This is a genomic window from Microbacterium sp. NPDC096154, assembly GCF_040302945.1.
Taxonomy (GTDB): Bacteria; Actinomycetota; Actinomycetes; order Actinomycetales; family Microbacteriaceae; genus Microbacterium.
On the sequence record NZ_JBEOSM010000003.1, the window covers coordinates 110,909 to 132,746 of the forward strand.

A 21,838-nucleotide genomic window follows, 5' to 3' on the forward strand; every position below is an offset into this window, starting at 1 on the left:
CGGGGCTCTCCCCCGCCGCCGACCAGACTTCCCGGCACTCCTGGCCCCAGCCTACCTGCCCCGGCGGGGCAGCCCGTGGGGGTCACTTCCAGACGATCGGATCCGTTCCTCGGAGCGACCACTGCTTCGCGACGACGTACACGCTTCCGCCCTTCTTGCTGTACGCGCACAACGGGTACCGCTTCGAGTGGGCGGTGTGGACGAAGCTCACCGATGAGCCGAACTGACGTCCCGCTCCCGCAGCTCCCTCGTAGCAGCTGAACGTCCACGTCGTCCCGAGTGGCATGTTCGTGAGCTCGACGCCGAGCGTCGTGCAGTTCGCGCCCGCCGCGTCGCAGCCCAGGCGCACTGCGCTGTACGTGCGCGTGCCGGGTGGTGGGCCGGTGACAGCGTGAGACGCCGGCGCGCTCTTGGCTCCGTTGGCGTCGACCACCTGTGCCGACAGCTCGTAGCGGGTGTCTTCCGCGTACGGAGCCTCGTACGTCGGCGTCGTGTCGCTCCCGCGGTACACCTCCGCGCCGTTCAGCCGCAGGATGATCTCGCGCACGGGGCTGCCGTCGGCGGAGCCCGTCGCGTCCACCGACCACACCAGGATCGCTCCGACACCGGGTTCGACCTCCGCCCGGATCGTCGGCGCACGCGGCGGTCCGGACGGCGTGACGGCCTTCGAGGCCGCCGATCCCTCGCCGGGATGCGGCCACTGCCTCTCGCCGTGCGGGTGGGACACTGCGCGGATCCTCACGGTGTACGAGGTGCCGTTGCTCAGACCGCCGATCACGCCCTTCGTGGCGCCCTGCGTGCCGCCGCTGGCCCATCCGCCCGACCAGGCTCCGCCGTTCAGCGAGAACTGGTAGTCGACCCACGAGGCACTCGCGCCATTGAGGGCCCCCGCCGTCCAGCTCACCGAGATCTGCCGGTCGCCCGGCGTCGCCGTGACGCCTGTGGGAGCGCCCGGCTCGAACATGGCGCGTGTGCGCCCGACGAGCGGCTCGCTCCAGCCGGCCTTGTTCTTCGCTCGCACCTCGAAGGTGTAGTCGGTCGTCGAGACCGGGATCACCAGGGTGGCCTCTGTCGTGCCGCCCGACACCTCCGTCTTCTTCACGAGGTCGCCGTTGAGCAGCGCCCGCACCTCGAACTTCTGGATCGCGTCGCCGCCGTCGTCCGACGGAATGAGCCAGCGGATGGTCATCTGCGCCTGGCCGTCGATGCCAGCCCCGCGCCCCATCTCAAGGCGAGTCGGGGCGCCCGGCACCGTGGCCGGGATGCCCGTGGGCGACCATCCGCTCCAGCTCGAAGGCTCGGGAGCGTCGTTGTGGGCTCGCACGCGGAAGCGGTACGCGGTGCCGTTGCGCAGGCCCTCCACCACCCGGAACGTCTCCTTGGGGTTCGTCTCGGTCACCTCGATCTGGGAGATGCCGTTGGCCAAGGCGGGCTGCACCTCGAGCGTGTACCGGGTCACGGGAGATCCCGAGGAGTGCGGCTCGACCCACGCCACGCGCAGGCTCCGGTCGCCGAACGCCGGAACCGTCGGCGGCACGGGCGTGTCGGGGCGCACGTCGGGGCGCACGGCCTCGCTGAGCGGCGACGGGACCGACTCGCCGATGCCGTTGACCGCCACGACCTGGAAGCGGTACTCGACGTTGTTGGTGAGGCCGGTGAGCGCGCACGTCGACGTCGGACACTCGTAGCGGTGCTCGCCGTCCTGCGAGGTCACCACGTAGTGCGTGATCGGCGACCCGTTGCTCGGCGGAGGCGTCCAGGACATCAGAACGCGGCGATCCTGCACGCTCGTCGGAGTCGGTGTCCCGGGGGCGTCGGGAGCGCCCTTCACGGTCAGCGTGATGCGGCCGCTCACCTCGCGCGAGGGGTCCTTCGTCGCGTCCTGCACGCGGTAGACCACCACCATCGTGCCGAGGAAGTCCGCCGCGGGCGTGACGCGCACGCTGTCGCCGTCGAGCTCGGCGGCGCCGCGCCCCGTCTGCACCGAGGCGTCGACGACCCTCAGCTCCTCGCCGGGGAACGGGCTGCGGTCGTTGGCCAGCACCGACACGGTCACCGTCTCGCCCTGCGCCGCCTCGGGCACGGTGTCGTCGGTGACCGTCGCACGTTCAGCCGTGGACGAGGTCACGGTGATGCGCACGTGGCCCTCGACCGGATCCGCCTCGTCGTCGCTCACCCGGACGACGAGGTCGCCCGTCAGCCCCTTTCGGCCGGCCTCTGCCGTGACCGCGAGCGTCGTGCCGTCGATGGACGCGTTCACGCCGTCCGGCGCCGCGCCGCCGAGCTCGAACCGCAGCCGGTCCTCGGGATTGGCGTCGGTCGCGAGAGCGCCGAGGTCGAGGGTCGCGGGCTCCGGGTCGCCCTCGCCGACGGCCAGTTCGGCGTCGACGAACGTGGGCGGCGCGTTGTCGGGCGGCAGCACGGTGATGGGGATCGCCAGGGTGGCCTTGCGCCCGGCGGGATCGTCGACGCTCGCGCCGTCGGTGACCTCGAACGACACGGCGTCGGCGCCGACATAGTCGGGCAGCGAGGTGTACACGAGCGTGGACTCGTCGCGGAAGAGGGACGATCCGTCCGAGTGCGAGGCGCGCACCCGATCGGCCTCGGTCAGGCGCACCTCGCGTCCCGTGGCCGACTCGACGTGATCGGCCAGCGGCAGCTCGATCGTCTCGCCGCTGCGCACCTCCACCGGCTCGGTATCCGTGAGGGTGGGCCGCAGATCCTCCACGCCGGGCACACGCACGAATGCCCGCGCGGTCTGCCCGTCCTGATCGGTCAAGGTGTACCCGATCAGGCGTCGATGCTCGTCCAGGGTCACGCGCAGGATGCCCTCGGCGTCGGGCTGCGCGTCGCCGTCCACGGCGATCTCGAGCGCCCGCGCGGTGCCGTCGGGATCCTCGTCGTTGGCCAGCAGGTCGACATCGGCGGTCAGCTCGGGCGTGACATCCTCGACCCGCACACGATCGTCGCGCGCGATGGGTGCCTGTGCCGGGACGTCGGGGTCGACCGTGACCTGCACGACGCCGAGCGCCTCGGCTCCCAGCTCGTCTTGGATCGTGTACTGGAACGAGTCCTGCAGAGCGTGCTCGGGCGCGGTCACGTCCACGCGGTTGGGACCCGGGACGTCGGCGGTGAAGTCGGCCGCCTCCGGCAGGATCAGGCCGTTCTCGACCACGCCGACGCGCCCGCCCTCCGGATCGGAGTCGTTCTCGAGCACGGGCACCGAGACGACGCGCCCCGGACGCATCCTGAGGTCGTCGCGCACGGCGAACGGCGCCTGATTGGTGTCCGAGGCGGGGGCGATGCCGATCCGCACGGTCGCCGTCGCCGACTGCCCCAGGCGGTCTCGCACCCGGTACGAGAAGGTGTCGACGCCGGTCGCGCCTTCCTGTGCCACGTACTCGAGGCGATCGCCGTCGACCTGCGACACGGTGCCCTTGGTCGGTGCCGACTCCAACCCGTCGAGCTCGACCGAGTCGCCGTCGGGGTCGATGCCGTCGAGCGGCACCACCACCGTCGCTGTGCGTCCGGACAGTGCACGGGCGACGAGATCCTTCGGCCGCGGCGCCGCGTTGGCCTCCTCGTCGACGGGCAGGATCTGGATCGACACGACACCCGCGTCCCTCTCGCCCACGCTGTCGACGGCCTCATACGTCGCATAGACGGTGCCCGGCTCATCGCCCGCGCGGAACCGCACGCGGTCCTGCGACACGAACATCTCCCCCATCTCGGCCGCCTCGGCGGCGTCGAGCTCGGGGAGGAGATGCAACTCGTCGCCGTTGGGGTGCGTGTCGTTGTCGAGCACCGGGATGGTCACGACGTCGCCGGCCCGCACCACCGCCTCGTCGTCCGCGACCACGGGCGGGCGCAGCTTGTCGGCCCCCGGCACCGAGATCACGACGACCTCGCCCTCGGCGCTCTGCGAGCCGTTCGACATCGTGTACCGGATGGTCGCCCGCTCGCCCGCCATCGCGCGGTCGCCGATGCGCAGCGTCTGATGCGCGAGCACCGACACGCTCAGGCCGGAGGCCTCCTCGACCACGATCGACTGCACCACGAGCACGCCGCCGCCCGGATCCGCGTCGTTCGCGAGCACGTCGACCAGCACCTCGCCGCCGGCCGGGAGCAGCGCGACGTCACGCACGGCCACGGGCGGCAGATCGCTCTGCGTCGGCGGGCGGACGTCGATGCGCACCAGCCCCGGCACGGCGTTCGGACCGGTCGACGCGAGGTACTGCACGTAGTACGTGCCCGGGGTGTCGGAGCGGAAGGAGAACGAGCGGTTGGGGAAGTCGGGGGTGACCACGGCGCCCTGCACCTCGTCGACCCGCGCCAGGCGCAGCGGTTCCGCGCCGGCGCTCAGGTCGTTCGCCAGCGGAGCCACCGTGGCCTGCTGCCCCGCCCGCGTGATCACGTGGTCGGCCGTGGTGACCGGAGGCGTGCTGCCGCGCGGGCGCACGTCAAGGCTCAGGACGCCCGCCGCCGACGCGAGCCCGTCGGACACTTCGACGGGAACCTCGACGGGCCCCTGGGTGCCCGACAGCGCGCGGTAGGTGATGCGCCCGTCGGCGGTGAACGTGACCTCGTCGCCCTCGAGGGGGTGCACGGCGACGAGGTACATGCTGTCACCATCCGGGTCGCGCCACTCCGGCAGCACGCTGTACGTCACGGCCCCGCCGACCTCGACCGGCACACGCAGCGTGCGCTCCGGCAGCTGCACAGGCACAGCGTTGCGGTCGGCTCCGTGCACCGTGAGCGACACCGAGCCCGCGGCCTCTCCCCCACGCCCATCCGAGACCGCATAGCCGAACGTGTCCGTGCCGCTCGCATCGGCCGGCACCGCGATCTGCAGGGCGGTGTCGTTGTGGATCAGCCGCACGTCCCCGAGCTCCGGCGACCCGTCGGGCAGCGACACCGTCAGCACGTCACCGTCGGGGTCGCTGTCGTTGTCGAGCACCGGCAGGATGGTCGTCTGCCCGGCCCGCACGCCGAAGTCGTCGTCCTTCGTCACCGGGTCGGTGTTCTGCGGTCCGCGATCCGGCGGCAGCGCCTCGGGCACCTGCTGGGTCGTCTTGTCGTCGTTCGTCTCCCCCTCGCCCTCGGGCGGGGTGACGTCCTCCCAGTTGTCGACCTTCTGGAGCGTCTCGGATGGCAGCCAGGCACCGCCGCCCCGCACGTCGTTGAGCACGACGGCGTCGCGGTTCACGCGGAAGCGCAGCTCGCCCGCGGCGTCATAGTCGGGGATGTCCTGGCGCAGATCGTCGCCGTCCCCCGGGCAGTCCCGCAGCACGCGGCCGCTCTCGGCCCAGGCGCCGTATGCGCATCCGCCCACCGCGACGGGCTCGATCGGGTTGGCGGCGGGGACGCCCGTGGGCGTCTCGACCGGCCGGCCCGATGACAGCGGCACTCGGAGCAGCCCGGTCCGCGTGGCGAGCAGCACCGATCCGGCCCCGTTCGCGTCGGCCGGCATCGGATCGGCCGTGCTCGCATCGGCCGCGAGCCTCGCGTCGGCCGCGCCGGCGACGGACACGTCGCGTTCGGGCAGATGCAGCGTTCCGGCTGAGGCGTCGAGCACGACCGGCGCCGTGCCGCCCGTCGTCGCCACCGAGGTGACCGCGACCTTCGAGGTCGCGGTGATGCCCGCCAGTTCCCGCTCCGCGACCGTCTGGGGCGCGCCTTCGGGCGTGAGACGCACGGTGTGCACCGTGCCGCTCTCGGGGGCGACCGCGTACACGGTGCCGTCGCTCGCGACCGTGAAGTCAGCGCCCGCCCCGAGCACCAGCACCGGCTCGGCCTCCGCGCCGCCGAACGAGCTCACGCCCGCGAACGGCAGGACGTGCAGCGCGCCGGATTCGGGATCCAGGATCGCGACGGTGTCGCCGCCCAGCTCCACACGCGCGCCGCGGGGCACCTCCACGCGCTCGCCCAGCGCGACCGCGGCGGGGTCGATGGGCGACAGCGAGCCGTCACCCGCGTCGTGCACCAGCAGCCGCTCGCCCTGCTGCAGCACGTCGTAGTCGGCCGTGGGGGCGACGAGCAGGCCGTCGAGCCGCCGCGACTCGTTGTTGAAGTGGCCGACGTACTGCTCATCCTGTTTGGTGATCCACACCGAGCCGTCGTGCAGGTCGAGCTCGGTCGTGGGGTTTCCCTCGTACGCCACCGCCATGGTGGTGACGCCGAGCGCCGCCACCGCGACCACGGCACCGGCTGCGAGCGTGCGCCGACGCTCGCGCAGCCACGACATGGCTCTCACCGACCTGGCCTCCCCCCGGGGCTCTCGACTGCTCGCACCCCGAAGGATCCGCGACGGCACTAGGATAATGCGCGCGGGGGACATCGCCGCGGGGCAGCCCTGCCCGGCGGACCGGTGCCGGTTCAGGCGACGAGGTCGGCCTGCTCCGGGTGGCGCTGGAGCCAGCCCTGCACGAACGTGCACACCGGCACCACGCGCACCCCGCGCTCACGTGCATCGGCGAAGGCGTGCGATGCGAGGCGGCCGCCGACGCCGTGCCCCGAGTGCTCCTCCCACACCACCGTGTGCAGCAGCGTGCGGGCCCCTTCCGCCTGGCTGTCGTCGTAGACCAGCACGCCGGCCAGCGCGCGGGCGCCGTCGGGCAGCGCGATCAGCGCCTCGTAGCGGGTGTGCTCCGGGTTGTCTCGCACGACGATGTCGGGCTCGGTGTGGGTATCGCTCACGCGCCCATCAAACCGCCGAGCGCGCCCCCGCTCAACCCCTCTCCCGGGTGCGGAGGCGGATGCCCTACTCCTTCTGCGCGGGCGCCTGCGCGGGTGCGGGCCAGAGCGCGTCGATGAGCCGCGCGACCCACGTCAGCAGGTCGGCATCCGCCAGCGGCTCGCCGCCCGCAGTCGGCAGCGGCACCACCATGGCCTCGCCGCCGGAGAGCAGCTTGGCACCCGGGTACAGGCGCTGCAGGCGCACGCGCATCGAATCGGACAGGTTCGCGGGAGCCACGCGCAGGTTGCGCCCCATCGCGACCACGTCGGTCAGGCCGGCCTGCGCGGCCCGGCGCCGCAGGCGGGCGACGGCGATCAGGCCGTCGACCTCGGGCGGCGGGGTGCCGTATCGGTCGGAGAGCTCGTCGATCACCAGATCGATCGCGTCGTCCTTCGCGGTCGCCGCGGCGGCCGCGGAGAGCTTCTGATAGGCCTCGAGGCGAAGCCGCTCGGCGTCGATGTACGACTCCGGCAGGCGCGCCTCGACCGGCAGCTCCAGCCGCAGCTCGACAGGACCCTCGGTGTCTTCGCCGCGGAAGGTCGCGACCGCCTCGCCGATCATGCGCAGGTAGAGGTCGAAGCCGACGCCCGCGATGTGACCGGCCTGTTCGGCGCCGAGGAGGTTGCCGGCGCCGCGCAGCTCGAGGTCCTTCATGGCGACCTGGATGCCCGATCCGAGGTCGTTGTGCACCGCGATGGTCTGCAGGCGGTCGGCGGCGGTCTCCGACAGCGGCTTGTTCTCGTCGTACACGAAGTACGCGTACGCGCGCTCGCGACCGCGTCCCACGCGCCCCCGCAGCTGGTGCAGCTGCGCCAGGCCGTACTTGTCGGCGCGGTCGATGATGATCGTGTTCGCATTGGCGATGTCGATGCCGGTCTCGATGATCGTGGTGCAGACCAGCACGTCGAACTTGCGCTCCCAGAAGTCGTCGACGACCTGCTCGAGCTGGTGCTCGCCCATCTTGCCGTGCGCGACCGCGATGCGCGCGTCGGGCACCAGCTCGGCGAGGTGCGCCGCGACCGAGTTGATCGAGGTGACCCGGTTGTGCACGTAGAACACCTGTCCCTCGCGCAGCAGCTCGCGCCGGATCGCGGCGGCGATCTGCTTGTCGTTGCGGGGGCCGACGTACGACAGGATCGGATGCCGGTCCTCGGGCGGCGTCGCGAGCGTCGACATCTCGCGGATGCCGGTGACCGCCATCTCGAGCGTGCGCGGGATCGGCGTCGCGCTCATCGCGAGGATGTCGACGTTGGTCTTCAGCTTCTTCAGCTGGTCCTTGTGCTCGACGCCGAAGCGCTGCTCCTCGTCGATGATCATCAGGCCGAGATCCTTGAAGATCACCTGATCGGTCAGGATGCGGTGCGTGCCGATGACCATGTCGACCGTGCCGTCGAGCAGGCCGTCGAGCGTCTTGCGCGCCTCGGTCGCGGTCTGGAAGCGCGACAGCGGCTTGACGGTGACGGGGAAGCCGGCGAACCGTTCCTGGAAGGTCTCGAGGTGCTGTTTGACCAGCAGCGTGGTCGGCACGAGCATCGCGACCTGCTTGCCGTCCTGAATCGCCTTGAACGCCGCGCGCACGGCGACCTCGGTCTTGCCGAAGCCCACGTCACCCGACAGCAGGCGGTCCATCGGCACAGGACGCTCCATGTCCCGCTTGACCTCTTCGATGGTCTGGAGCTGATCCGGCGTCTCGGCGAACGGGAACGCCTCCTCGAGCTCGCGCTGCCAGGGGGTGTCGGGACCGAACGCGTGACCCTTGGCCGCCATCCGCGCCGAGTACAGCTTCACCAGCTCGACGGCGATGTCGCGCACCGCCTTGCGGGCCTTGCCCTTGGCCTGGGCCCAGTCGCTGCCGCCCATCTTCGACAGCGCGGGCGCCTCGCCGCCCACGTACTTCGACAGCAGGTCGAGCTGGTCGGTCGGCACGAACAGCTTGTCGCCCGGGTACCCGCGCTTGGACGGCGCGTACTCGAGCACCAGGTAGTCGCGCTCGCTCTTGGTGGCGTTGCGCCCGCCGCTCGACACCTGGCGCTTGGTCATCTCGACGAAACGGCCGATGCCGTGGGTCGCGTGCACCACGAAGTCGCCGGGCTTGAGCTGCAGCGGGTCGACGACGTTGCGCCGCCGCGAGGCGAGCTTCTTGACGACGCGGGTGTCGCCGCCGATCGTCCGGCCGTAGAACTCGGCCTCGGTGAGCACCGAGAGCCGGGCCTCCTCGACCTCGAACCCTCGCTCGACGCTGGCCTGTGTGAGGGTCGCGACCCCCGGCTCCGGAGCGTCGCCGAGCGACTCCACCACGCGAGCGGCGAGGCCGCGCTCGGACAGCACGTCTCGCGCGCGCTCGACCAGGCCGCTTCCACTCGCCGCCAGCACGACCCGCCAGCCGTCGGCGAGCCTGGCGGCGACGTGCTCGATCGCGCCGTCGACGCTGCCCGAGAACGACGGCACGGCAGATGCCCGGATGCGGATGGCCGCCCCCAGGTCGGGAGCGATGCGCACCCCGTCGTCGGCCAGCGCGTCGAGCTCGGCCGCGATGTCGGCCATGCCCGAGTCGAACGGGCTGAGCGTCCACCACACGCCGCCGCGATCGCGCACGTCGTCATGCAGCCTCGCGATCGTGAGGAAATCGCCGGAGTCGAGATTGATGGGCGCGCGCGCTCCGCTCGTGGCGGCGCTCCACGCGGCCTCCAGGAACTCCCGGTTCGTCTCGCCCAGGGTGAGGGCGCGCGACACGGCGCGCTCGGGATCGACCAGGGCGACGGCGGTGCTGCGCGGCAGGTACTCCACGAGCGACACGAGCGGCCCGGCCACGACGGGCGTGAGCGACTCCATGCCCTCGACCGGGATGCCTTCGGCCATCTTCTCGAGCATCTGCGCGATTCCGGGGAACTCGTGCTGCAGCTCGCGCGCCCGTGCCCGTACCGCGTCCGTGAGCAGCAGCTCGCGGCTCGGCACGAGCTCCACGTCGCGCACGTCGCCCGGCAGCGAGCGCTGGTCGGCCACCGAGAACGCGCGGATCTGGTCGACCTCGTCGCCGAACAGCTCGATGCGGTACGGATGGTCGGCCGTGGGCGGGAAGACGTCGAGGATGCCGCCGCGGACCGCGAACTCGCCGCGGCGCGACACCATGTCGACGCGCGCGTAGGCCAGCTCGACCAGACGGCGCGCGATGTCGTCGAGGTCGTGGCCCCGCGCTCCGGCGACGAGGCGGATGGGCTCCGCTCGCCCCAGCCCGGGCGCGAGCGGCTGGATCGCCGATCGCACGGATGCGGTGACGATCAGCGGCGTCGAGCCGTCCCACGTGGCCAGGCGGCGCAGAGTGGCCAGGCGGCGCCCGATCGTCTCGGCGCTGGGGCTGAGCCGCTCGTGCGGCAGGGTCTCCCACGCGGGGAAGTGACGCACGTCCGCGCCGGGCATCATCTCGCCGAGTGCCGCCGCGAGGCTCTCGGCTCGGCGTCCCGTGGGTGCGATGGCGAGCAGCACCGCGGGGTGGCCCGCCTCGACTCGCCGCATCAGCAGTGCTGCGAGCGCCGGGGCATCGAGCCCGTCGACGAGCGAAAGATCGGCGTCGACGGCGGATGCGGACAGCGCGTCCCGGAACGATTCGGCGGTCTCGAGGGCGCGCAGAATCCCCTGAACAGTCACCGGACGAGTCTAAGCGGGAGCGCCGACATCCGGCTCCGTGAGCGCGCCCTCCGTAGGATGACGCCGTGACCGCAGCCGAGCCCCCGCCCGCCGCCCCGTATGTCGCGCCGCAGGATCCGCGGTACGCGCAGCTGATCCAGCCGCCGGCACCGCGTCGCTCGCGCGCGCTGGGACGCGTGGCGCTCCTGCTCTCGCTGATCGCGACGGCGGGCGCGAGCATCGTGCTGGCGATCGCCCTCGGGGCCATCGGCGCGGGCGTCGGCCCCCGCCTCGAGACCCTCTCACCCACGTCGGGGCTGGAGGTGCTCACACCTGTGCGCGACTGGGTGCTGGTCGGCGAGATCGCGACGTGGGCCGGCACCGTCCTCGGCCTCTGGGCGCTCGTCCAGGGCATCGTGGCGGTCGCGCGCGACCGCGGGCGCGGTCCCGCCATCGCCGCGATCGTGATCGCCGCGCTCGGGCCGCTGGTCGTGGCGGCCGCAGCGATCGCCGGGACCATGTCGGGCATCGCGGCATCCGTCGCCCCCTGACACCGAGAACACGTGTCGTCAGCGACGACACGTCTTCTGCGCGTGCGGATGACGTGTGCTCGTTGAGAGCACGTGTCGTCGGTGGCCCTACGCCTTGGGGGCGTGGAAGCGCTGCTGCGCCGCGACGAGGCCATCCTCCACAATCCGCTCGACCGCATCGGCGGCCTCGGAGATCAGGATGGGCAGCGTCTTGCGGTCGGTCGCGCTGAAGGGATCGAGCACCCAGTCGGCGGGGTCCTGACGCCCGGGCGGTCGCCCGATGCCCACGCGCACCCGCAGGAAGTCCGGCGTGCCCAGCGCCTTCGCGACGTCGCGCACGCCGTTGTGACCGCCGTGGCCGCCGCCCGACTTCAGGCGCAGCGTGTCGAACGGGATGTCCAGCTCGTCATGCACGACGACCACGTGATCGGGATCCGCGCCGTAGAACCGCGCGAGGTTCGCCACCGGGCCTCCCGACACGTTCATGAACGAGTTGGGCTTCGCGAGCACGAGCTTCGCGCCGCCGGGCCGCAGCCACGTCTCGGCCACGCGCGCGTTCGCCTTGTGCTGCCGGAACGGCTCACGCCGCCGGTCGGCGAGCTCGTCCATCACCATCTGCCCGACGTTGTGCCGCGTCGCCTCATAGCGCGGCCCCGGGTTGCCCAGGCCCACGATGAGCCACGTATCCGCCATGCGTCCATCCTCTCAGCCGCGCCGGAGCGTCCGACGACCAGCCGGTGCCGGCCGCAGACGAAGGAGGGGGCGCGATCGCTCGCGCCCCCTCCTCCGAAGAGCCGGAATTACTCGGCGGCCTCCTCCGAGGCCTCTGCGGCGGGAGCCTCAGCGTCAGCGGACTCGGCGTCGCTCGTGGTGTCGAGCTGCGGCGTCGACACGGCCACGACCAGCGTCTCGCCCTCGGTGACGAGCGACACGCCCTGGGGCAGCTTCACGTCGGCGGCGGTGATGTGCGCACCGTCCTCGAGACCCTCGACGTCGACCTCGATGTGCTCGGGGATGTTCGTCGCGTCGGCCTCGACGGTCAACGTCATGGCGTCGAGCGTGGCGATCGTGCCCGCGAAGGGCTCGCCCGTCACGGCGACGGGGACGTCCACCGTGACCTTCTCGCCCTTCTTGAGGACGACCAGGTCGACGTGCTCGATGATCTGGCGCACCGGGTCGCGCTGCACGTCCTTGACGAGGGCGAGCTGCTTCTTGCCCTCGAACGCGAGCTCGACGATCGCGTTGGCGTGACGCACCAGCAGGAGCGTCTCGTGACCCGGCAGCGCCAGGTGCACGGGCTCGGTGCCGTGGCCGTACAGCACGGCGGGGATCTGGTGCGCGGCGCGCAGGCGGCGGGCGAAGCCCTTGCCGAACTGGGTGCGCACCTCGGCGCTGAGCGTGGTCTGCTCCGACATGTTGGTCTCCTCGTGGAACGCGCCGCCGATCCGGCGGCGCGATGGTCTGTGGGTTTCTCGACTCGAACGCTGACAACGCGTGAGGAGAGCCACGAGGCTCGCCCGCGTCGATAACGGCTGAGCACGCGGATGCGGCTCGCCCTCGCCGAGGTCTCCCCCATCGTACCCGACGAAGACCCCTGCCGACGAACGGGGCCGACGAACGGGATAGGGTGGGAAGACCGCGCCTGCGCGCGACATTCCACCCTTCACGGCGCCGTCGCGGCGCCGTCCGCCTGCCCGGGAGAGCCTCTGTGATCGACCCCTCGCACATCGTCGCCGGCGTGATCGGCGCCATGACCCTCGCCACCGCGGTGCTCATCGCCGGTGCGTTCTTCTCGATGGGCCGCTCGGGCTACCGCAAGGACTGATCGACCCCTCGCGGGCCGCCGCCGCGGCACGGGGCGCACTAGCCTGGACGCGACGGGATCGCCGCGAGACGCCTTCCGTCTTCCCAGTGCCGTTGCAGTGACCGTGTGCAAGGAGATCGCGTGACCGACGTTTCCACCCCGTCCCCCTCGGATCGCGGAGCCGCCGCCAACATCGGCGTCGTCGGCCTCGCCGTGATGGGCTCGAACCTCGCCCGCAACCTCGCCAGCCGCGAGGGCAACACGGTGGCCGTGTACAACCGCAGCCGCGAGAAGACCGACCTCCTGCTCGAGGAGCACCCCGAGGCCGAGTTCATCCCGGCGTACTCGTACGAGGAGTTCGCCGCGTCGCTCGCGAAGCCGCGCACCGCCATCATCATGGTCAAGGCGGGAGCCGGCACCGACGCGGTCATCCAGGCGCTGACGAAGGTCTTCGAGCCCGGCGACATCATCGTCGACGGTGGCAACGCGCTGTTCACCGACACCATCCGCCGCGAGAAGGCCGTGCGCGAGACCGGCATCAACTTCGTCGGCGCGGGCATCTCCGGTGGCGAGGAGGGCGCTCTGCACGGCCCCTCGATCATGCCGGGCGGCCCGGAGGAGTCGTGGGTCACGCTCGGCCCCATCCTCAAGTCGATCGCAGCGGTCGCGGAGGGCGAGCCGTGCGTCACGCACGTCGGCACCGACGGTGCGGGTCACTTCGTCAAGATGGTGCACAACGGCATCGAGTACGCCGACATGCAGCTCATCGCCGAGGCGTACGACCTGATCCGCCGCGGCACGGGCAAGACGCCGGCCGAGATCGCCGAGATCTTCGCCGAGTGGAACACCGGCGAGCTCGAGTCGTACCTGATCGAGATCACCGCCGAGGTGCTGCGCCAGGTCGACGCCGAGACGGGCAAGCCGCTGGTCGACGTGATCCTCGACCAGGCCGGCGCGAAGGGCACGGGCGCGTGGACGGTGCAGACGGCGCTGTCGCTCGGCGTTCCGGTCTCGGGCATCGCCGAGGCGACGTTCGCCCGTTCGCTGTCGTCGCACCCCGAGCAGCGCGAGGCCGCGTCTTCGCTGCCGGGCCCGGGCGAGACGTTCGAGGTCGCCGATGTCGACGCGTTCATCGAGGATGTCCGGCAGGCGCTGTTCGCCTCGAAGATCGTCGCCTACTCGCAGGGCTTCGACGAGATCCGCGCCGGCGCCGCCGAATACGGCTGGAAGATCGACCTCGGCGCGATCTCGAAGATCTGGCGCGCGGGCTGCATCATCCGCGCCCAGTTCCTGAACCGCATCGCCGACGCGTACGCGGAGGCCCCGGACCTGCCGCTGCTCATGGCCGCGCCGTACTTCGCCGACGCGCTCACGCGCGGCCAGGCGGCGTGGCGCCGTGTCGTGATCGCCGCCACCCAGGCGGGCATCCCCTCTCCGGCGTTCTCCTCGTCGCTGGCGTACTACGACGGCATCCGCGCCGAGCGCCTGCCCGCCGCGCTCGTGCAGGGACAGCGCGACTTCTTCGGCGCCCACACCTACAAGCGCATCGACAAGCCCGGCACGTTCCACACGCTGTGGTCGGGCGACCGCACCGAGATCGAGGCCGAGGACACGCACTGACCCGCGCCCGACGCCCCTCCGTCTGACGTCGCGATGCCCCGCACCGGTCCTCCGGTGCGGGGCATCGCCGTCTGAGGACGCCGGCGTCAGGCGATCTCGCGCACCGTGCCCTTGTCGAGGCGCAGGCGGCGCTTCGCGCGCCGGGCGACCGCCGAGTCGTGCGTGACGACCACGAGCGTCAGACCCTCGTCGTTCAGGCGCTGCAGCACCTGCAGGATCTCGTCGCGCATGCTCTCGTCGAGGTTGCCCGTCGGCTCGTCCGCCAGCAGCACACGCGGCCGCTTGGCGATCGCCCGGGCGATCGCCACGCGCTGCTGCTGCCCGCCCGAGAGCTCGCCCGGGCGGTGATCGCCGCGTTCGGCGAGTCCGACGCGAGCGAGCGCGTCCGCGACGCGGGCGCGGCGTTCCTCCCGCGGGAGGCCGAGCGGCTCGAGGCCCATGTCGACGTTCTCGGCGGCCGTGAGCGTCGGGATCAGGTTGAAGCCCTGGAACACGAACCCGATCTCGTGGGCGCGCAGCCGGCCCAGCTGCGCGTCCGACGCCCTCGCGATGTCGTGCTCGCCGAACGCCGCCTGTCCCGAGCTGGGCCGGTCGAGCGCGCCGAGGATCTGGAGGAACGTCGACTTGCCGCCGCCCGTCGGGCCCTGGATCGCGACGAAGTCACCGTGAGCGATCTCGACGTCCACGCCCGTCAGCGCCTTCACCACTCGGCCCTTCTGCTGATACGTCTTCGTGACGCCCGCGATGCGGTAAGCCGGGGCTGTCTCCGCGATGGTCATCCCTGTCTCCTGTCTGCCGTCGGCCACGCCGCTCTTCGTCACACCGCTCTTCGTCACACCGCTCTTCGTCACACCGCTGCTCGTCACACCGCTGTCCATCACGCCTCCGTTCGTCACCCCTCTGCTCATCACGCCACCGCCCGCAGGGCCTCGGCCGGGCTCAGCCGCGCGGCACGCCACCCGCCGAACGCCCCCGCCACGAGCCCCGCCGCTATCGCGAGGCCGAGCGCGAGCAGGATCACGGTCGCCGACACGGGCGCGCTCAGCGCGATGTCGGTCGCCGTCTGGGCCGCCTGACCGAGGGGGCCTCCGCCGCCACCCGGACCGGCCGCCATGCCGGCGCGCCCCTCGCCGAACCCGGCCGCGGCCGGTGCGCTCGAGATCGTCGGATGGACGAGGTCGATCACCAGCACGCCGGCCAGGGCGAGCGCCACGCCGGCCGCTCCACCGATGAGCCCCTGCACGATCGACTCGCCGGCCACCTGGCCCACCACGCGGCCGTTGGACCAGCCGATCGCCTTGAGCGTGCCGAACTCCCGGGTGCGACGCGAGACACCCGAGATGGTGAACAGCACCGCGAGTGCGACAGCGACCATGAGCAGGATGGCCGACAGCCACGTGCCGAGGTTCGTGATGAGGGTCGACGCGCTCGCGAGCGACCCCGAGACGCTGGACGCGAGGTCGGACTGCGAGCTCACGGTCGCCTCCGGCAGGGCCGATTCGAGCGCGGACCGGACATCGGAGATCGCATCCGACGAGGCGGCCTGCACGTAGACGGTCGACACGACGTCGCCGGAGTCCGACAGCGCCTGCGCGACGTCGAGCGGGATGTAGACGTTCGCGGCCGTGTCGGCGTCGGCGGACGTCGAGGTCACGACGCCGACGATCTCCATCTGCGTGCCCCCGACGTCGATGGGGTCGCCGACGCCGAGCTCGCTGCTCGTGGCGTAGGTCTCGTCGAGCACCGCGACGTCCTGTCCCTCGTCGTCCGCCGTGAGCATGCGCCCGTCCACCAGCTCCGCGGACGACAGCGGGCCGACCGTCTCGCCCGCCGCCTCGACGCCCAGCACGGTGAACGAGTCGATGTCGAACTGGCCGCCGGCGAAGCCGCCGCCCTGCCGCCCGCCCTCGGGCACGCCCCCCTCGGGCGCCTGGCCCTCGGGAGAGGCGCCCGACATGTCGGGAAGCTCGCCGTCGAACGTCGTGTTCGTGAGGCTGAGCGCGCCGGATGCCGCCGCGACGCCGTCGATCGACGTCACGGTGTCGACCGTGGCGGCGTCGAGCGTGCCGCGCATCCGGTCGGTCATGAGGCGCGACTGGCTGAGCGAGGTCGAGCCATCCTCGTTCGCGGTGCCGCCGCCCTCCCCGAACTCGAACGAGGGACGTCCGCCCTGACCCGGCTCCGCCTGCGCCCCCGTGACGGTCAGGTCGGTGCCGACGCCGTACACCGACGCGAGGGCCGCGGACTGGGCGTCCCTCACGCCCGCCGCGAGCGCGTTCACGACGATGACGAGAGCGATGGCGATCGCCAGGCCCGCTGCCACGATGATCGTCTGCCGCTTGCGGCCGGCCAGCTCCCGCCGCAGATATGTCCAGTACATGGGGTCTCCTTCTCGGCCGGGATCCGGCCGTCGACCCGACGCTAGGAATGCTCTGCATGTGAGACCGCGGAGCCGGTTATGACGTTCCTATGCCGCCACCCGCACCGAACGGCCGCGGCGCTTCCCACCCCACGCATAGCGCGCTCCATAGAGACCTCATAGGTTGGCGCGCACAATGGGAGCCATGAGCACCCCGCACGCTTCGCCCGCCCTCCTGCGCGCCGACGGCACGCCCGTGCGCATCCTGGTCGTCGACGACGAGCAGATGCTGACCGATCTGCTGTCGATGGCCCTGAAGATGGAGGGCTGGCAGGTGCGCACCGCCGCCAGCGGCTTCGAGGCGCTCGCTGCGGCGAAGGAGTTCAAGCCCGACGCCCTCGTGCTCGACATCATGATGCCCGACCTCGACGGCATGAGCGTGCTGCAGCGGCTGCGTCAGGCGGGCGACGACGTGCCCGTGCTCTTCCTCACCGCGAAGGACGCTGTGGCCGACCGCGTCGCCGGTCTCACCGCCGGCGGCGACGACTACGTCACCAAGCCGTTCAGCCTCGAAGAGGTCGTGGCCCGGCTCCGCGCGCTGATGCGACGCTCGGGCACCGCGCATGCGGCGGAGGAGGAGCCGATCCTGCGCGTGGGCGACCTGAGCCTGAACGAGGACAGCCACGAGGTGGAGCGCGACGGCACCCAGATCGAGCTGACCGCGACCGAGTTCGAGCTGCTGCGGTTCCTGATGCGCAACGAGCGCAAGGTGGTCTCGAAGGCGCAGATCCTCGACCGGGTGTGGAGCTATGACTTCGGCGGACGCTCGAGCGTCGTCGAGCTGTACATCTCGTACCTGCGCAAGAAGATCGACGCGGGCCGCCAGCCCCTGATCCACACCGTGCGCGGCGTGGGCTACATGATCAAGGCGCCGCAGTGACCGTGCCCGGTCCGACGTCGGACGCGAGAGCGGATGCGCCGGTGCCGGATGCGGGCGCGCCGGATGCGCCATCCCACGATGCGCCGGGCGACCGGCCGGCGAAGCGCATCGGCAAGCGGCCGCTGTCGTTCCAGGCGCGGCTCATGCTCACGGTCTTCGGCTTCGTCTCGCTGATCTTCGTCGTGGTGGCCGCCGTCACGGCCATGATGCTCAACACCGTGCTCGAGGAGCGGCTGTCGCAGCAGGTGCGCAGCATGGTCGCCGAGTCCGGACAGTGGCTGATCGGCGCGGGGGCCATGGGCGACGCGGCCAGTGCGCTGGACGGCAGGCAGGTGCCGCCGGGCACCATCCTGATCCTGGAGACGGCGGCGGGCGACCGCAGCGGCGCCTACGTGGACGCGCATTACACGATCGAACCGCTCGGGTCGTCGCAGCTCGCCGCCCTCACGCTCGCGCGCGGCGAGGAGGGCATCTCGACGCTCACGGTGCGTGGCCTCGGCGACTTCCGCGTGCAGGTCGGACGCACGCTCGGCGACACCCGCGTCGTGATGGGCCAGTCGACGGCCGAGGTGCGGTCGACGATCGGCACCCTCATCACCGCGATCACCTTCACGACGGCCGCCGGGCTGTTCGTGCTGGGCGCGGCCATCACGCTCGTCATCCGGCAGGGCCTCAAGCCCCTGCGCGCGGTCGCCGAGACGGCGCAGCGCGTCGCCCGGCAGCCGCTCGACCAGGGCGTCGTGTCGATCGACGAGCGCGTGCCCGCCGATCAGGCGGAGCGCGGCACCGAGATCGGCGAGGTGGGCGCCGCGCTCAACACCCTGCTCGACCACGTCGACGCCTCGCTGCACGCGCGGCAGCGCAACGAGGAGCGCATGCGCCGGTTCGTCGCCGACGCGAGCCACGAGCTGCGCACGCCGCTCGCGTCGATCCGCGGCTACTCCGAGCTGTCGCTGCGCGACACGACGCTCAGCGAGACCAGCGCGCAGTCGCTCGAGCGCATCCAGGCCCAGTCGATGCGGATGACGGGGCTGGTCGAGGACCTGCTGCTGCTGGCCCGCCTCGACGAGGGGCAGGAGCTCGTCTACGGTGCCGTGGATCTCACCCGGATCGTGCTCGAGTCGGTCGCCGATCAGCGCGTGGCGGGGCCCGAGCACGAGTGGCGCGTGGACGTCGAAGAGGAACCCGTGGTCGTGGCGGGCGACGCCGGACGCCTCACACAGGTCGTCGCGAACCTGCTGGCGAACGCGCGCACCCACACCCCGCCCGGCACCACCGTGACCGTGTCTCTGGCGCGCGAGGGCACGGGCAGCGCGACCCGCGCCATCCTGAGGGTGCACGACGACGGGCCGGGCGTCGACCCGGACCTGCAGGGCGAGCTCTTCACCCGGTTCGCCCGCGGCGACCGCTCGCGTACGCGTGCCACCGGCGGCACCGGTCTGGGTCTTGCCATCGTCAAGGCGATCGTCGACGCGCATCACGGCGAGATCCGCGTGCTCAGCCAGCCGGGCGACACGACCTTCGAGGTGAGCCTGCCCGCCAAGCCGGTCGATCCCGACTGACGGCGCACTCCGACGACGAGAGAGGCCGCACCCACCGGATGCGGCCTCTCTCGTGCGGGCGACGCTTACGCGGCGCCGTCGAACATGCTCGTGACGGAGCCGTCGTCGAAGACCTCCTTGATCGCGCGCGCGAGCAGCGGCGCGGCGGAGAGGACCGTGAGCTTGTCGAAGCGGCGCTCGGGCTCCAGCGGCACGGTGTCGGTCACGACGACCTCGTCGATCGACTCGTCCTGCAGGCGCTGCGCGGCCGGGTCGCTGAAGATCGCATGCGTCGCGGCCACGATCACCTTGCGGGCACCGTTGGCCTTGAGCGCCTGGGCCGCCTTCACGATCGTGCCGCCCGTGTCGATCATGTCGTCGACCAGCAGACAGGTGCGCCCCTCCACCTCGCCGACGATGTCGTGCACGGTCACCTGATTGGCGACCTTGGGGTCGCGGCGCTTGTGGATGATCGCCAGCGGCGCGCCGAACTCGTCGGCCCACGTGTCGGCGACGCGCACGCGGCCCATGTCGGGCGAGACCACCGTGAGGGTCTCGCGGTCCTCACCCTGCAGCGACTCGGCGAAGTACCGCGCGAGGATCGGCTTGGCGAACAGGTGGTCGACGGGACCGTCGAAGAAGCCCTGGATCTGCGCGGCGTGCAGGTCGACGCTCATGATGCGGTCGGCACCGGCCGTCGCGATGAGATCGGTGACCAGTCGGGCCGAGATCGGCTCGCGGCCGCGGCCCTTCTTGTCCTGACGCGAGTAGGGGTAATACGGGGCGACGACGGTGATGCGCTTGGCCGACGCGCGCTTGAGCGCATCCAGCATGATCAGCATCTCCATCAGCCACTCGTTGACCGGCTGCCCGAAGGTCTGCACGACGAACACGTCGCACCCGCGCATCGACGTCTCGAAGCGCGTGTAGATCTCACCCGAGGCGAAGGTGCGGCGCTCGGTGGGCGCGACCTCGATGCCCAGCTGCGAGGCGATCGCGTGGGCGAGCTCGGGGTGCGAGCCTCCCGACACCACCACGAGGCGCTTCTTGGTCTTGGCGACGATTCCCGGGGCGATGCCCCGCTGCCGCTCGTCCTCAGTGGTCGTCTTGCTCTTGCGCGCCATCGGCCGCCTTCTCTGCGCTGCGAGCTCGCTCGGCGGCCTCGGCCGCCGCGGTGCCCGCTCGGTTCTTCTCCACCCACCCCTCGATGTTGCGCTGAGGGGCGACGCTCAGGGCGAGGGCTCCGGCCGGGACATCCTTGCGGATCACGGCGCCGGCCCCCGTCTTCGCGCCGGCCTCAATCCTAACCGGCGCGACGAACACGTTATGCGAGCCCGTGTGCACCTCGTCGCCGATCTCGGTGCGGTGCTTGGCGATGTCGTCGTAGTTGGCGGTGATCGCACCGGCGCCCAGGTTCACGCCCCGGCCGATCGTCGTGTCGCCGACGTACGACAGGTGTGGCACCTTCGAGCCCTCGCCGATCTGCGAGTTCTTCACCTCGACGTACGTGCCGACCTTGGCGCCCGCAGCGAGCTCCGCGCCGGCGCGCAGGTACGCGTACGGGCCCACCGTGGCGCCTGCGCCGACCACCGCGAGAGTCGCGTCGGCGCGCCGCACCGTGGCGCCCTCCCCGATCTCGCAGTCCACCAGCGAGGTGTCGGGGCCGACCGTCGCTCCCTCGGCGATGGTCGTCGCACCCAGGATGTGCGTGTTCGGCAGGACCGTCACATCCTGCGCGAGCGTGGCCGTGTCGTCGATCCAGGTGGTGGCCGGATCCTGGATCGTGACGCCCTCGCGCTGCCAGCGGCGCACGATGCGCGCATTCAGGATGGCGGCCGCCTCCGAGAGCTGCACGCGGTCGTTCACGCCGAGCGCGATGCGCGCGTCGGACGCCGTGCGGGCGGCGACCTGGAGCCCGGCCTCGCGCAGCAGGCGGATGACGTCGGTGAGGTACATCTCGCCCTGAGCGTTGCCCGTGCCGACGCGCGGGAGGCTCGCGCGAAGCGACGCCGCGCGGAACACGTACACGCCGGCGTTGATCTCGGAGACCGCGGCCTCCTCGTCGGTGGCCTCCTTCTGCTCCACGATGCGCGCCACCGAGCCGGACGCGTCGCGGATGACGCGGCCGTATCCCGTCGGGTCCTCCAGCGCGGCGCTCAGCAGCGTGGCCTCGGCGGCTGCGGCGCGGTGCGCGTCGAGCAGCTCCGCGAGCGTGTCGACCTCGAGCAGGGGCACGTCGCCGCTCAGCACCAGCACGTCGCCGTCGAAGCCGTCGGGCAGCGACTGCACCGCGAGCTGCACCGCACGGCCGGTGCCGGGAACCTCGTCCTGGTCGACGAACTCGACGCCCGGCATGTCGTCGAGCGACTCGACGATGCGGTCGCGCTCGTGCCGCACGACCACACGCACGGTCGAGGCGGGCAGCTGCTGCGCCGTGTGCAGCACGTGGCCGAGCAGCGTCCGGCCGCCGATCGGGTGCAGCACCTTCGGCAGCGAGGACCTCATCCGGGTGCCCTGCCCCGCCGCCAGGATGACGATCGCCAGGTCGTGAGGAGCCGTCTCGTTGTACGTCATGCTCCGCCACCAGGATTCGAACCTGGTCCTCACAGCTCCAAAGGCTGTCGTGCTGCCGTTACACCATGGCGGACCGCGGGCGGCCCCCTGGGGCCACGCCGCTGCTCCAG

At 71.8% G+C, this 21,838-nt stretch carries 13 protein-coding genes and 1 tRNA gene; 4 read left to right on the forward strand and 10 right to left on the reverse strand.

Annotated features, from left to right (window positions below):
- Window positions 1-82 precede the first annotated feature (82 nt).
- The 3 genes from ABTW64_RS05285 to mfd all read right to left on the reverse strand — a co-directional run bounded on the left by ABTW64_RS05285 (window position 83) and on the right by mfd (window position 10,381).
- Window positions 83-6,244, reverse strand: a complete 6,162-nt coding sequence (locus tag ABTW64_RS05285) for an Ig-like domain-containing protein (protein ID WP_350619987.1) — start codon at window positions 6,242-6,244, stop codon at window positions 83-85.
- Window positions 6,245-6,375: 131 nt separating this feature from the next.
- Window positions 6,376-6,696 (reverse strand): GNAT family N-acetyltransferase, encoded by a 321-nt coding sequence (locus ABTW64_RS05290; protein WP_350619989.1) that lies wholly within the window; start codon window positions 6,694-6,696, stop codon window positions 6,376-6,378.
- A 64-nt stretch (window positions 6,697-6,760) separates the two neighbouring features.
- Entirely contained in the window at window positions 6,761-10,381 is a 3,621-nt protein-coding gene (mfd, locus tag ABTW64_RS05295) for a transcription-repair coupling factor (protein WP_350619991.1), read from the reverse strand.
- A gap of 65 nt (window positions 10,382-10,446) precedes the next feature.
- On the opposite strand from mfd, the gene ABTW64_RS05300 reads away from it, so the two are divergent.
- Window positions 10,447-10,911 carry a hypothetical protein gene (locus tag ABTW64_RS05300; RefSeq protein ID WP_350619993.1) on the forward strand — a complete coding sequence of 155 codons (465 nt, stop codon included), beginning with the start codon at window positions 10,447-10,449 and terminating at the stop codon, window positions 10,909-10,911.
- An 87-nt stretch (window positions 10,912-10,998) separates the two neighbouring features.
- On the opposite strand, the gene pth is transcribed toward ABTW64_RS05300, so the two are convergent.
- On the reverse strand, window positions 10,999-11,583 hold the full coding sequence (gene pth / locus ABTW64_RS05305; protein ID WP_350619995.1) for an aminoacyl-tRNA hydrolase: 585 nt from the start codon (window positions 11,581-11,583) through the stop codon (window positions 10,999-11,001).
- A gap of 107 nt (window positions 11,584-11,690) precedes the next feature.
- Window positions 11,691-12,305, reverse strand: coding sequence for a 50S ribosomal protein L25/general stress protein Ctc (locus ABTW64_RS05310; protein WP_350619997.1), 615 nt, complete (start codon window positions 12,303-12,305; stop codon window positions 11,691-11,693).
- A 530-nt stretch (window positions 12,306-12,835) separates the two neighbouring features.
- Between ABTW64_RS05310 and gnd the strand changes: the two genes are divergently transcribed.
- Window positions 12,836-14,314, forward strand: a complete 1,479-nt coding sequence (gene gnd, locus ABTW64_RS05315; RefSeq protein ID WP_350619999.1) for an NADP-dependent phosphogluconate dehydrogenase — start codon at window positions 12,836-12,838, stop codon at window positions 14,312-14,314.
- A gap of 86 nt (window positions 14,315-14,400) precedes the next feature.
- On the opposite strand, the gene ABTW64_RS05320 is transcribed toward gnd, so the two are convergent.
- Together ABTW64_RS05320 and ABTW64_RS05325 are read right to left on the reverse strand one after the other, a co-directional pair.
- Complete coding sequence (locus tag ABTW64_RS05320; protein WP_350620511.1) at window positions 14,401-15,093, reverse strand: ABC transporter ATP-binding protein; 693 nt, start codon at window positions 15,091-15,093, stop codon at window positions 14,401-14,403.
- Between the two features lie 128 nt (window positions 15,094-15,221).
- Window positions 15,222-16,694 carry an ABC transporter permease gene (locus ABTW64_RS05325; protein WP_350620001.1) on the reverse strand — a complete coding sequence of 491 codons (1,473 nt, stop codon included), beginning with the start codon at window positions 16,692-16,694 and terminating at the stop codon, window positions 15,222-15,224.
- Window positions 16,695-16,878: 184 nt separating this feature from the next.
- Between ABTW64_RS05325 and ABTW64_RS05330 the strand changes: the two genes are divergently transcribed.
- Both ABTW64_RS05330 and ABTW64_RS05335 read left to right on the forward strand, forming a co-directional pair.
- Complete coding sequence (locus ABTW64_RS05330; RefSeq protein ID WP_350620003.1) at window positions 16,879-17,613, forward strand: response regulator transcription factor; 735 nt, start codon at window positions 16,879-16,881, stop codon at window positions 17,611-17,613.
- On the forward strand, window positions 17,610-19,175 hold the full coding sequence (locus ABTW64_RS05335; RefSeq protein ID WP_350620005.1) for a sensor histidine kinase: 1,566 nt from the start codon (window positions 17,610-17,612) through the stop codon (window positions 19,173-19,175). Before ABTW64_RS05330 ends, ABTW64_RS05335 begins: the two co-directional genes overlap by 4 nt.
- Window positions 19,176-19,240: 65 nt before the next feature.
- Here the strand turns inward: ABTW64_RS05335 and ABTW64_RS05340 are convergent, their stop codons facing one another.
- The 3 genes from ABTW64_RS05340 to ABTW64_RS05350 form a co-directional block, all read right to left on the reverse strand.
- Entirely contained in the window at window positions 19,241-20,278 is a 1,038-nt protein-coding gene (locus ABTW64_RS05340; protein WP_350620007.1) for a ribose-phosphate diphosphokinase, read from the reverse strand.
- A complete protein-coding gene (gene glmU, locus ABTW64_RS05345) occupies window positions 20,250-21,728 on the reverse strand; it encodes a bifunctional UDP-N-acetylglucosamine diphosphorylase/glucosamine-1-phosphate N-acetyltransferase GlmU (RefSeq protein ID WP_350620009.1) in 1,479 nt (492 codons plus the stop codon). Before glmU ends, ABTW64_RS05340 begins: the two co-directional genes overlap by 29 nt.
- Before the next feature lies 1 nt (window position 21,729).
- Window positions 21,730-21,801: transfer RNA gene (locus tag ABTW64_RS05350), tRNA-Gln, on the reverse strand.
- Window positions 21,802-21,838: the final 37 nt, after the last annotated feature.